This window comes from Azospira sp. I09, assembly GCF_009177135.1.
Lineage (GTDB): Bacteria > Pseudomonadota > Gammaproteobacteria > Burkholderiales > Rhodocyclaceae > Azospira > Azospira oryzae.
The window spans coordinates 3,561,826-3,574,028 of the sequence record NZ_AP021844.1 but is presented as its reverse complement, the minus strand read 5'-3'; the positions used below and the strand labels follow the sequence as shown (position 1 = coordinate 3,574,028).

The 12,203-nt window shown below is 67.0% G+C and carries 11 protein-coding genes; 10 read left to right on the top strand and 1 reads right to left on the bottom strand.

Annotation, left to right across the window (positions count from 1 at the left end; genetic code table 11):
* Positions 1-128: 128 nt before the first annotated feature.
* Complete coding sequence (locus tag AZSP09_RS16755; RefSeq protein ID WP_152090684.1) at positions 129-1,448, bottom strand: DUF2325 domain-containing protein; 1,320 nt, start codon at positions 1,446-1,448, stop codon at positions 129-131.
* A gap of 350 nt (positions 1,449-1,798) precedes the next feature.
* Here AZSP09_RS16755 and AZSP09_RS16750 point away from each other — a divergent pair, with 350 nt between their 5' ends.
* From AZSP09_RS16750 to AZSP09_RS16705, 10 genes are all read left to right on the top strand, one after another.
* The gene (locus AZSP09_RS16750; protein ID WP_130460020.1) at positions 1,799-2,350 is read left to right on the top strand and encodes an iron transporter; all 552 of its coding nucleotides are present in this window, start codon (positions 1,799-1,801) and stop codon (positions 2,348-2,350) included.
* Between the two features lie 3 nt (positions 2,351-2,353).
* Positions 2,354-3,904 carry a carbohydrate porin gene (locus AZSP09_RS16745; protein WP_152090683.1) on the top strand — a complete coding sequence of 517 codons (1,551 nt, stop codon included), beginning with the start codon at positions 2,354-2,356 and terminating at the stop codon, positions 3,902-3,904.
* Positions 3,905-3,913: 9 nt separating this feature from the next.
* On the top strand, positions 3,914-4,261 hold the full coding sequence (locus tag AZSP09_RS16740; protein WP_014236742.1) for a cupredoxin domain-containing protein: 348 nt from the start codon (positions 3,914-3,916) through the stop codon (positions 4,259-4,261).
* A 10-nt stretch (positions 4,262-4,271) separates the two neighbouring features.
* Positions 4,272-5,129 carry an FTR1 family iron permease gene (locus AZSP09_RS16735; RefSeq protein WP_152090682.1) on the top strand — a complete coding sequence of 286 codons (858 nt, stop codon included), beginning with the start codon at positions 4,272-4,274 and terminating at the stop codon, positions 5,127-5,129.
* Complete coding sequence (locus AZSP09_RS16730; RefSeq protein WP_152090681.1) at positions 5,105-6,532, top strand: 4Fe-4S binding protein; 1,428 nt, start codon at positions 5,105-5,107, stop codon at positions 6,530-6,532. Before AZSP09_RS16735 ends, AZSP09_RS16730 begins: the two co-directional genes overlap by 25 nt.
* Before the next feature lie 348 nt (positions 6,533-6,880).
* On the top strand, positions 6,881-8,881 hold the full coding sequence (gene feoB / locus AZSP09_RS16725) for a ferrous iron transport protein B (RefSeq protein WP_014236739.1): 2,001 nt from the start codon (positions 6,881-6,883) through the stop codon (positions 8,879-8,881).
* On the top strand, positions 8,878-9,126 hold the full coding sequence (locus AZSP09_RS16720) for a ferrous iron transport protein A (RefSeq protein WP_152090680.1): 249 nt from the start codon (positions 8,878-8,880) through the stop codon (positions 9,124-9,126). Before feoB ends, AZSP09_RS16720 begins: the two co-directional genes overlap by 4 nt.
* Positions 9,123-9,488 carry a hypothetical protein gene (locus AZSP09_RS16715; protein ID WP_152090679.1) on the top strand — a complete coding sequence of 122 codons (366 nt, stop codon included), beginning with the start codon at positions 9,123-9,125 and terminating at the stop codon, positions 9,486-9,488. Before AZSP09_RS16720 ends, AZSP09_RS16715 begins: the two co-directional genes overlap by 4 nt.
* 105 nt (positions 9,489-9,593) lie before the next feature.
* Positions 9,594-11,714: a TonB-dependent receptor plug domain-containing protein gene (locus AZSP09_RS16710; RefSeq protein WP_152090678.1), complete on the top strand. Its 2,121-nt coding sequence runs from the start codon at positions 9,594-9,596 to the stop codon at positions 11,712-11,714.
* Positions 11,711-12,199, top strand: a complete 489-nt coding sequence (locus AZSP09_RS16705) for a TlpA family protein disulfide reductase (protein WP_172974784.1) — start codon at positions 11,711-11,713, stop codon at positions 12,197-12,199. The genes AZSP09_RS16710 and AZSP09_RS16705 overlap by 4 nt, the downstream gene beginning before the upstream one ends.
* The last annotated feature ends 4 nt before the right edge of the window (positions 12,200-12,203 follow it).

Sequence of the window (12,203 nt, the reverse complement as noted above, 5' to 3'; positions counted from 1 at the left end):
CTGGCATTGCTGTCGCTGGCTGGATCGCGGCGGGTTGATCGAAGTCCGCACTGTACTTTGTTGAGAATTGATCTCAATATGATGCAGGTCAAAAAACGTAAATCCCTGCCGCTCAGGCAGCAGGGGAACTACTCCACTGCTCCTTCCGCCACCTCGGAAATACCGCGCACGAAGCTGGAAACACCGGCCCCCTTGAGATAGACGCAGGGCTTGCCGGTGCGCTTGCAGTGGTCCTTCAGCTTCCAGTAGGCGCCATGGCTGATGCAGCCGGCCTGGCAGATGACCGCATCAGCGGCGGACAGCACCCCGTCGAGGAAGCGGGGATTGTCCTCCAGGCCGCCGTCGTGGTGGGCGAAGCGACCGCCCAGCCGCTCCACCAGCCGACGGTAGGTTTCCACCAGGCCGGGCCGGCCGCCGACGCAAAGCACGCTGCGCCCTTCCAGGCGCGGCACGGCGGCCTCGGCGCCGTCCTTGCCGCTGGCGCATTCCCGGCCGCAGGCGGTGGAGAGGGCGCAGGCATCGCCTTCCGGCGCGCCGTCCAGCAGCAGCCAGGATTCCATGGCCTGCTCGGCCGCCACCAGATCGCGGCGGGATTCCTCCAGCTGGCGGGTCAGGTCCCGCACCCGGGCCTCGGCGGCATTGGTGCGATCCTCCGCCGACACCAGGCGCAGGGCCAGGGCGTCGGCCCGGGCCTTCTGGCCGCCGTCGGCCCCTTCCAGTTCGCGGCAGCGGGCCTCCAGTTCCACCACCCGCACCGCCAGGGCCTCCCGCTCGCAGGCAAAGACTTCCATCTCCGCCAGCTGGCGCTTCAGGAGTTCGGCCTCCTGGATCTTCTCCGCCAGGCGCTGGCCGCCCTTCTCCCGCTGGGCTTGCAGTTCGGCTTTGAGGGCGGCGTTTTCCGCCTCCAGCTGCTTCAGCCGGTTCACATCCGCCTGGTGGGCGGCGCCGGCCTGGTGGGACAGCATGTGGATGTCGCCGTAGATGCGCTGGGCCGTCTCCGTATCGCAACGGGGATGGGTCCAGGCAGCCCACAGGGCGTCCGCCACCTGGCCCGAGGCCACCGCCTCCCGCCACAGGCGGTAGATGGCATCCCCATCCCGGGCCGAGCGGAAGCGCTGGATGGCGAGGTTGTAGCGCCGCTCCAGTTCCTGCTGCATCAGCTCGGCAAAGGGATTGCGCTGCTCGGCAAAGCCCACGGCCTGGGTATGCAGGGAGAAGTCGGACATGTTGGGACCGAGTATCTTGGCCCGGGCTGCCAGGCGCCGCAGCAGGTCCAGGGGCAGGCAGGTGCCGATCACCGGGCAGTGGTGCTGGTGCTTCAGTTCCCACAGGCGCTTGCGACGGGAGCCGGCGCTGGGGACGGGAGCCGCCGCAGCCGGCTCCGGCAGGGCGGCCTCGCCCAGTTCCGGCAAATTGACGGGTTCATGTTTCTGCTTGAAGGGAATCATGGTGGCACCTCCTCGCCCCTCGGAAGAATGGAGCGGAATGACGGGATTCGGGACAGGCCGGAGTCGTTTTCGCCCTCACGGCCTGAACGGCATATCGCAAATAATAACAACTCTCATTTGCATTGCAATAGCACCAAAGAACTAGTTGCCTCCCCGGGGCATCTCCCGGCATGGCCTGATCCGACGCCGGAGCCCGCCAGTTCTTGCATTGCAGCATTCGTCAGAAACCTGTCGCAAAACTGACGTACGCGAATAATTGACACGAGAATCATTCTTACTTAGATTGTTATTAAGCCGCGCCAAAGCGGTATCCCAAAAACATCCGCCTATTACCGCTCAGGAGCCTAGTCATGCCTTCCATCCGCCTTCCCTTCGCCCGTACCCTGGTAGCCCTCGCTGCTGCCTGGTCCTTCTCCGCCAACGCCGTGGAATACCCCATCGGCACGCCCCAGCAGCGCTACGGCATGGAGATTTCCGCCGTCTATCTGCAGGCGGTGAACATGGAGCCGGACGGCATGATGCGCAAGGCCGAGGAATCCGACATCCACATCGAGGCCGACATCCGGGCCCTGGCCAACAACCCCAACGGCTTCGAGGAAGGCCACTGGATTCCCTACCTGGTGGTGAAGTACGAAGTTTCCAAGATCGGCTCCGACCAGAAGACCTCTGGCGAATTCATGGCCATGGTGGCCAACGACGGCCCCCACTACGGCGACAACATCAAGCTCTTCGGCCCGGGCAAGTACAAGGTGAAGTACACCATCCTGCCGCCCACCGAAAACAAGCACGCCCATTTCGGCCGCCATACCGACCGTCTCACCGGTGTGCGCCCCTGGTTCAAGCCCTTCGAAGTGGAAAACGAATTCACCTTCGTCGGCATCGGCAAAAAAGGCGGGTACTAAGCCATGGCTGCCACCACCAACCTCCTTCGGCCGCGCCCCCTGGCGCTGCTGACGGCGGCCCTGATCGCCGGCAGCGCGCCGGCCTTCGCCGCCCCCCAGGCCGCCGGCAGCCAGGCTGAACTGCTGAAGCTGCTGGAAAAGATGAACGAGCGCCTGGAGAAGCTGGAAAAGCGCAACGCGGAACTGGAAAAGCAGGCCCAGGCTGCCCCGGCGACGAAAGCCTCCCCGGCCCTGGAACAGCGCATCAAGACCCTGGAAGAGCAGAACGCCCGCATCACCAAGGGTCTGGACAGCGACGACATCAGCCAGTACGAGCCGGAAATCACCGCCCGCCTGAAGGCCGTGGAATTCCAGTCCCTCGACATGCTCAAGGCCGCCCGCACGGTGGAATCCCTGGACGGCATCACCGCCGGCATCAGCCTCACCACCGTGGCCCAGCGGCCGTCCGGCGTGCCCAGCGGCGACAGCAACGGCAACAGCCAGCTCAACTACCGGGGCGACGTCTTCGTCACCCTGCCCCTGGCCAATATCGGCGATACCGAAAGCCACATCTTCGCCCAGTTCCGCCTCGGTCAGGGCCAGGGCCTCAACGGCATGAGTTCCTACGCCAAGCCCAACGCCAGCGCCTTCCGCGTGCAGAGCGGCAATCCGGACGACTCCGTGGCCGTGTTGGGCCAGGCCTGGTACCAGGCCACCATTCCCCTGCCTTTCGGCGGCTACAAGCCCCGCTCCCGGGAAAAGCTGGAGATCAACTTCGGCAAGATGGACCCCTTCGTCTTCTTCGACCAGAACGCGGCCGCCAACGACGAAACCCGCCAGTTCCTCAACACCGTCTTCGTGCATAACCCGCTGCTGGATGCGGGCGGCGACATCGGGGTGGACGCCAACGGCTTCTCCCCCGGCTTCCGCGTCTCCTACTACAACGAGACCCAGAAGCCCGAAACCTGGCGCTTCTCCCTCGGCGTCTTCGGTGCCGGCGCCAACGGCTCCACCTACACCCGCTCCTTCAGCTCGCCCATGGTCATCGCCCAGATGGAGACCCAGCGCAAGTTCTTCGGCGGCCTCACCGGCAACTACCGGGCCTACTACTGGCGCAACGGCCAGGCGGTGTCCTTCGCCGGCATCCAGGAATCCCATTCCGGCCTGGGCGTTTCCGCCGACCAGCGCATCGGCGATGCGGTCACGGTGTTCGGCCGCTACGGCCAGCAGATCTCCGGCAACGTGCGTTTCGACAAGGCCCTCACTCTGGGCGCCGAACTGGGCGGTTCCTACTGGGATCGGGGCGGCGACTCCCTCGGCCTGGCCTTTGGCCTGCTGCGCACCAGCAAGGAATTTTCCGGCGAATCGGCCTTCGTGGACGCGGACGGCGACGGCATTCCGGACTACAACTTCAACGCCAGCGGCGCCGAGCGCGTGGCCGAAGTCTATTACCGCTACCGCATCAACAAGCAGTTCGAGCTGTCTCCCGACCTGCAGTACCTGGGACGGCCCGGCGGCGACGCCACGGCCAAGGCCATCAAGGTGCTCGGCATGCGTGCCCAGCTGACCTTCTAAGGAGCCGCCATGCGCCTGTCTTCCCTCGTGGTACCCGCCCTGCTACTGTGCGCCGCCCTGTTCGTCGGGCCGGCGCCGGCCGCGGCGGCGGAGCTGCCTTCCTTCCAGATCGTGGCCAAGGATGGAAAGCTCATCCCCAACCGCCTGGAAGTGCCGGCCGGGACCAAGTTCAAGATCATCTTCCGCAACGAGGGCCCCGGCCCGGAGGAGTTCGAGAGCACCCAGCCCCGCATGGAGAAGGTGCTGGCCCCCGGCGCCAGTTCCTTCGTCGTGGTGCAGCCGCTGCAACCGGGCACCTACCGCATCTTCGGCGAGTTCCATCCGGATACCGCCGAGTGCCTGCTGATCGCCAAGTAAGAGGACAACCATGCTCAATGCCCTGATTGTCGTCTGGCGCGAAAGCCTGGAAGCGATGCTGGTGGTCGGCGTGCTGCTGGCCTGGATCGCCCGCCAGGAGGACGCCTCCCGCCTGCGCCGCACCCTGTGGAGCGGCGTCGGTGGTGGCACCCTGCTGGCCCTGGCCCTGGCCTTTCTCGCCTACGGCGCCCAGACCTGGCTCGACGGCGAGTCCCTGGAACTGTTCCAGATCGGCATGCTGCTGCTGGCCTGTGTGCTGATGACCCAGATGGTGATGTGGATGCGCCGCCACGGCGCCTCCATGAAACGGGAGCTGGAAGCCGGCGCCAGCCGCGCCGCGGAAACCGGCGGCCGCCTCGGCGTGGCCCTGGTGGCGGCCCTGGCCATCGGCCGGGAAGGCATGGAGACCGTGGTCTTCCTCTACGGCATGGCGGCGGAGCGCCAGGGCAGCGAGCTGCTCGGCCTCTACGGCATGGCCGCCCTGGGCTTTGTCATCGCCGGCCTCACCGCCTGGGCCGTGGCCCGGGGCGCCCGCTTCTTCTCCTATCGCACCGTCTTCCGCGTCAGCGAGGTGGTGCTGCTGGTGACGGCCGGCTCCCTCCTCGGCGCCGCCGTGGATCGCCTGATCGGCATGGACTGGCTGCCCACCCTGATGGACCTGGTGTGGGACACCTCCGCCGTCCTCGACGACGGCAGCGGCCTCGGCCAGGTGCTGTCCACCTTCGCCGGCTACCGGGCCCAGCCCACCGCCATGCTGCTGCTGGCCTATGCCCTGTACTGGGGCTACGTCGCCCTGCGGCTGCGCTCCTTCACTCTCAACCCATCATCCGTGCGAGCCGATTCATGCCAGCCCACAGCAGCACCTTGAAGCGTCCCCTGCCCGCCGCTGCCGCAACGCAGCGGCAGGGTCCCATCGCCGGCCTGCTGCAGGCCTGCGGCCGGGGCATGCAGAAACATGGAGCCACCATCCGCGCCATCCAGTGGGCGGTGGTGGTTTTCTATTTCGGCCTGGTCATCACCCCCGCCTTCCTGCCCCTGCCACCGGAAGGCTCCAGCATCCTGGACAACCTCACCCTCTTCGCCCAGTTCCTCTTCTGGGGCATCTGGTGGCCCTTCGTCATGGTTTCCATGCTGTTCATGGGCCGCCTCTGGTGCGGCGTCTTCTGCCCCGAGGGCACCCTCACCGAATGGGTCAGCTGGCGCGGCCTCAACCTGCCCATCCCGCGCTGGCTCAAGTGGGGCGGCTGGCCCTTCGTCGCCTTCGTGTGCACCACCGTCTTCGGCCAGCTGGTCAGCGTCTATGAATACCCCAAGGCCGCCCTGCTGGTGCTGGGCGGCTCTTCCGTCGCCGCCGTGGCGGTGGGCCTGCTCTACGGCAAGGGCAAGCGGGTGTGGTGCCGCCACCTGTGTCCTGCCTCCGGCGTTTTTTCCCTCCTGGCCAAGGTCGCCCCGGTGCACTTCCGGGTGGACCGGGCCGCCTGGGACACGGCCGCGGCGCCGGCCCAGCCCGTCAATTGCGCCCCCCTGGTGGACATCCGGCGCATGACCGGAGCCTCCGACTGCCATGCCTGCGGCCGCTGCGCCGGCCACCGGGAAGCGGTGCAGCTGTCGCCCCGCCGCCCCGACGCGGAAATCCTCGCCAGCAAGGCGGAGCAGATCCACACCGGCGAGGCCATGACCCTGCTCTTCGGCGTCCTCGGTATCGCCACCGCCGCCTTCCAGTGGACCGTCAGCCCCTGGTTCGTGGCCCTGAAGACCGCCGCAGCCAACTGGCTCATCGACCACGACTCCTTCCTCCTGCTGCAGGACAACGCCCCCTGGTGGCTGCTCACCCACTACCCGGAGGTGGGCGACGTCTTCACCTGGCTCGACGGCCTGTGCATCCTGGCCTACATCCTGGGCGGCGGCTGCGCCATTGCCCTGGCCCTGCTCGGCGTCATCGCCCTGGCCAGCCGCATCGTCGCCAGCCCCCAGCTGCCCTGGCGGCGCCTGGCCCTGGGCCTGGTGCCCCTGGCCGGGGCCAACGTCTTCCTCGGTCTTTCCATGCTCACCCTGAGCCAGCTCAAGGGCGAACGGGTGATCCTGCCCTGGGTGCCGGATGCCCGCATCGCCATCCTCGCCCTGGGCATCGGCTTCGCCCTGTGGCTGGGGCTGCGCCTGGTGCTGCAGACCACCCCGGCCTGGGGCCGGCGCGTGGCGGCCTTCTCCATCTATACCCTGGCCCCGGCCTTGATCGGCGCGGTCTGGTACGTGGTCTTCTTCGTCTGGTAGGCGCCCCGGACCCGGCCGCTCTGACCGCCTGAAAAGGCGCGCTCTTACTGGCTCCCAGCCCTCCTCCCGGACGGCTGGGATTTCGTGCTGGCGGCCTCGCCTGCAATCTCAACTGTCAAACTCAAATGAGATAAGTTATCATTAGCACCGTTGCCGCTCCGTTCTCCACATTCTGGCGGCCACCTTTCGGGTGTCTTCCATGCTGCGTTCCGTCCTTGCCGCCTCCCTGGTACTCCTTCTCGGGCTGACCCTGGGGCCCCTGGAGCGCAGCCCTGCCCAGACCGCCGCAGCGCACCCCGCTCCCCGGCACTGAAGCCCCGCCTCCCAGCCACCCACCCCAGGCAGCCGATGGAAACCTCCGCAGAAAGCACCCGTCCTTCCCCCCTGGCCGACAACGAAGCAGCGGCCGCCGCCCCCGCCGGCCTGGTGGTGGCCCTGGTAGGCCACCCCAACGTCGGCAAGTCCGTCCTCTTCCACCGCCTCACCGGCACCTACGTCAATGTGTCCAACTATCCGGGCACCACGGTGGAAGTCTCCCGGGCCACCCTGAAAATCCACAAGGAACAGCAGGTGCTGGACACCCCGGGGGTGCTCTCCCTGCCCTCCCGCAGCGACGACGAGCGGGCCACCCTGCGGGCCCTGCTGCAGGAAAACCTGAACTGCCTGGTACAGGTGGGCGACGCCAAGAACCTGCGCCGCACCCTGACCCTCACCGCCCTGCTGGCGGACCTGGGGGTGCCCATGGTGCTGATGCTGAACATGGCCGACGAGGCCGAACAGCGGGGCATCGGCGTCGATGACAAGCTGCTGGCCGAAGCCCTGGGCATTCCCGTCATCAGCGGCGTCGCCACCCGCAACGAAGGCGTCGGCGCCCTGGAGGCCGCCCTCGCCAAGGCGGCCCGGCCCGAGCCTCTGCTCTGCTACGACGACGCCGTGGAAAGCGCCATCGGCCGCCTCGCCGCCCAGTTCGCCAGCGACGTCCCCCATGCCCACCTCTCGGCCCGGGGCCTGGCCATCCTCTACCTGGGCCACGACCCGGAACTGGAAGCCTGGCTCGACCAGCACTTCCCCAAGACCGCCGCCCTCCTCGCCGCCCTGCGCCTGAACCTGGAAGGGGAATTCACCGGCCAGCCCCTGGCCGCCCTCCTTTCCGGCGAACGGGGCCGGGCCGCCGAGGCCCTCACCCGCACCGTGGCCCGGGAAGGAAAGAAGCCGGCCAGCGGCAAACCCCTCACCGCCGGCCAGCTGGCGGTGCATCCGGTGTGGGGCTGGCCCATCCTGCTGGGCGTGCTGTTCCTGCTCTATGAGTTCGTCGGCGTCTTCGGCGCCAGCACCCTGGTGGGCCTGTTCGAGGAGGACTTCTTCGGCGGCGTCCTCAATCCGGCCTTCACCGAGCTGGTGCAGAACCACGTCTCCATCCCCTGGATCGTCGAACTGCTGGTGGGCGAGTACGGCCTGTGGACCATGGGCATGACCTACGCCCTGGCCCTCATCCTGCCCATCGTCACCACCTTCTTCTTCGCCTTCGGCATCCTCGAGGATTCGGGCTACCTGCCGCGCCTGACGGTCATCGCCAACCGCACCTTCGCCGCCATCGGCCTCAACGGCAAGGCCGTGCTGCCCATGGTGCTGGGCCTGGGCTGCGTCACCATGGCCACCCTCACCACCCGCATCCTGGCCACGCCGCGGGAGCGTCTCATCACCACCTTCCTGCTGGCCCTGGCCATCCCCTGTTCGGCCCAGCTGGGCGTGGTGCTGGGTCTCCTCGGCGGCGTTTCCTTCGGCGCCCTGCTGACCTGGGCCGTGTGCATCCTGGTGGTGCTGCTCAGTTCCGGCTGGCTCGCCTCCCGCCTCATCCCGGGCAAGCGCATTCCCCTCATGACCGAGCTGCCGCCCCTGCGCTGGCCGGTGCTGGGCAATGTGCTGAAGAAGACCGGCGGCCGCCTGAAGTGGTATCTGGTGGAGGTGATTCCCCTCTTCCTCATCGGCACCTTCCTCATGTTCGCCCTGGACAAGATCGGCGCCCTGCCGGCCATCATCGAGGCCGGCGAGCCCCTGGTCTCCGGCTGGCTGGGCCTGCCCAAGGAGGCCAGCGCCGCCTTCGTCATGGGCTTCCTGCGGCGGGACTTCGGCGCCACCGGCCTGTTCGCCATGACCGAGCACCTCTCGGCCATCCAGGCCGTGGTCGGCATGGTCACCATCACCCTGTTCGTGCCCTGCATCGCCAGCGTCATGATGATCGTCAAGGAACAGGGCCTGAAGGTGGCCGTGGTGCTGCTGGCCCTGATCATTCCCACCGCCTTCCTCATCGGCGGCATCCTCAACCACCTGCTGAGACTGTTCGCATGAGCCCCGCCACCCACGAAGCCCTGCGCCTCACCGGCATCCCCAAAGGCACCCGGGCCAACCTGGCCCACTTCGATGCGGACATCCCCGCAGTGCTGGCCGAACAGCTCCACGCCTACGGCCTGGTGCCGCCCCACGCCATCCAGGTACTGCGCCAGCAGCCCCTCACCGTGGTCCTCTGCGAACAGGTAGAACTAGCCCTGGAACACGAGATCGCCCATCGCATCTGGGTAGAAGCGACGCCATGAAATTCCGGCAGCCGGGCCAGAGCGCAAGCCCCAGCCCCTGGCTGCTGATCCTCCTTGCCTTCCTGCTGCTGTTCGCCCTGCAACGGGGACTGATCCACCAGCTCGAGTACCAGCACTTCCGGCAGGGCGAAATCCCCCTGGCCAACCTCCCCTTCGGTCACGGTTCCCACCCCACGCCGGGGGCCATCGACCATCACTGCGGCACCTGCCTGCAGATCGCCGACCTGGACCAGGTTCTCCCTGGATTGGTCCCGGTGCTGGATACGGCGGTACACGCCAACCCGCTTGTACCTACCCGGCGTCCCCCGACGCCCCTCACCACCAGCAACCGCCCCCGCAACCGCTCCCCGCCCCTGGCTTGACGCCCGGCCGGCCCCCGCCGGCCCAGCCCATTTCCAACAGCCAAGCAGCCAGCCACCCTTGCGGGAAGCCAGCCATCAATCAGGTTCCACTCGGGAGCGTTTGTCATGTCTACTGTCGTCCGTTTTTCCCCCACCCCCTTGGCTGCCGCCCTGGCAGCCCTCTGTTTCAATGCCGTCCCCGCGCTGGCGGCGGACAAGACCCTGGGCGAGGTCGCCGTCGGCGCCCAGTCCGAAAAGCCGGCCAAGGCCCTGCTGCGCGATGAAATCATCGCCACCGAAAGCCTGTCCGTCAGCAGCATCGAACGCACCGGCGCCTCCATGCTGACTGAAGCCCTGGACAAGCAGCCGGGCATTTCCGTCCAGACGGAATGCTCCATCTGCAACGTGCGTAATGTGGTGCTGAACAACCTACCCGGCCGCTTCACAACCCTGATGATTGACGGCATTCCCATTTTCTCCTCCGTTTCTTCGGCCTACGGCCTCGATTCGGTGGGCTTGTACGGGCTGGAGCGCATCGACGTCTCCCGCGGCGCCGGCGCCAGCCTGATTGCCCCGGAGGCTCTGGCCGGGGTGGTCAACCTGGTGACCAAGCGTCCCCGGGAAGACCAGGCCGAGCTGACCCAGACCATCGGCGACTACGGCAGCCACCGCACCGATGCCTACCTAGCGAAAAATCTCGGCAGCCAGGCTCTGACGCTCTCCTACAACCACAATGAACACGACTCGGTGGATGGGGACGGCAACCGGATTTCCGAGTACACCGGCTTCAAGCGTGACCTGGTCGGCCTGGGCTGGTTCGCCGACGACGTCGGCGGCTTCCGGGTCAAGGCCCGCCTTGACGTGGTGGACGAAAAGCGGGGCGGCGGCGCCATGGGCAGCAACTATGCAGGCATAAAGTCCAGCGCCAGCGGCAATCCCTTCGACTGGAGCCAGGGCAAGAACGCCTCCCCCAGCAGCAGCGGCTGGATCAATCCGGCCACAGGCCTGGTCGTTCCCTACACCGGCGGCCTTGGCAGCATGAGCGAAATCATCTTCACCGAGCGCAACCAGTTCGTCGCCAGCGGCGAGCGCGCCCTGGGCGCTGGCAAGCTGCGCCTGGCCTTCGGCTACGCCAAGCACAAGCAGGACTCCTTCTACGAGACCGACATCTACAAGGCCGAGCAGACCCAGACCTATTACGAGGCCAGCTACCAGCAACCCTTCGGTGACACCCTGCTGACCCTGGGCGCCAACTACCGCTACGAAGACCTGAAGAGCACCGGCATGGGCAACGGCGGCACCACGCCCAACGACGGTATTGACAACTACAAGTACCGGACCCCCGGTGTCTTTGTGCAGGCCTACCACCCCTTCATGGACGGCAAGCTGGAAGCCAACGGTTCGGTACGCTTCGACAAGCACAACGAATTCGGCAGCATCGTCAGCCCCCGCCTCAATCTGCTCTACCACCACACGGACCACCTCAACAGCCGCATCGCCGTGGGCAAGGGCTTCCGCGCCCCCACCTCCTTCTTTGAGCAGGACCACGGCATCCTCAACACCGTGGCCGTCGTGCGAAATATCAGCGAGCCGGAGATTTCCCACAATCTCTCCTACACGCTGGCCTTCTCCGACGACCGCTGGGCATGGACCGGCGGCTTCAACTGGAACCGTATCAAGAACATGGCCATGCTGGACCCGGACCAGGTCAACGGGGCCGGCCAGCCCATCACCCTGTTCACCTCGGCCCGCAACCCGGTGACGGTGAAGGGCCTGGATTTCACCGCCACCTACAAGGCCCTGCCCACCCTGGACCTGACGGCCGGCGCCGAAATGTTCCGCTACGCCTTCGACCCCGGCACCCTGGCCTTTGCCCGGCCCGAAGAACGCGTCTATCTGCGGGCCGACTGGGATATCGGCGGCTGGACCCTGTTTGCCCGCTCTACCTGGACCGGCCCCATGGACCTGAAGCGCTTTTACGACTACGAGAACAACCCGCGCTACAACTTCGACGGTACCCGGAAAATGGACCAGTCCCCCAGCTACTGGGTCAGCGATGTGCGCGCCGAATACCGTTTCAACAAGCGGGTGGCCACCTTCGTCGGCGTGGACAACCTGTTCGACTTCAAGCAGTCCGACCACGAAAGCATGCTGTGGGTGGACGGTAACGGCGGCATCGACGTCACCCAGATCTGGGGGCCCAACCGGGGCCGCTACGTCTACGCCGGCATCAAGCTGAGCCTGTGACGCCAGCGGTCCGTCAGCGGAGTTGCGCGGCACTCCTGCTGGGTACCCTGGCAGGCATAGCCGGCGCGGCGCCCAGCGATACTCCCCTGGACTTCGAGCTGGGCGGTGAGGACGGTTTTGTCCGTCTTTCCGCCCAGCCACCCCAGGTCAGCGTCGTCAATTTCTGGCGCTCCGACTGTCCGCCCTGTGTGCGGGAGATGCCCCTTCTGGAGCAGACCGCCCGGCACCACCCCCAAATCCGAGTGGTGGCCGTCGCGGTGCAGCAACGGTCCGAGACCGCCGCCGGCCCCCTGCACCCGACACCGCCCGTTCTCCTGCTGCACGCCCCCAGCACCCCCCGGGGGCTGCTGTCCCGCTTCGGCAACCCCAGCGGCGCCCTACCCCACACCGTGGTCCTGGACCGGGAGCGGCGTCCTTGCGCCCGCCGCACCGGCGAACTGGATGAAGCGTGGCTGGAAGCCGCCCTCAGACGTTGCGACCGTTGACGCG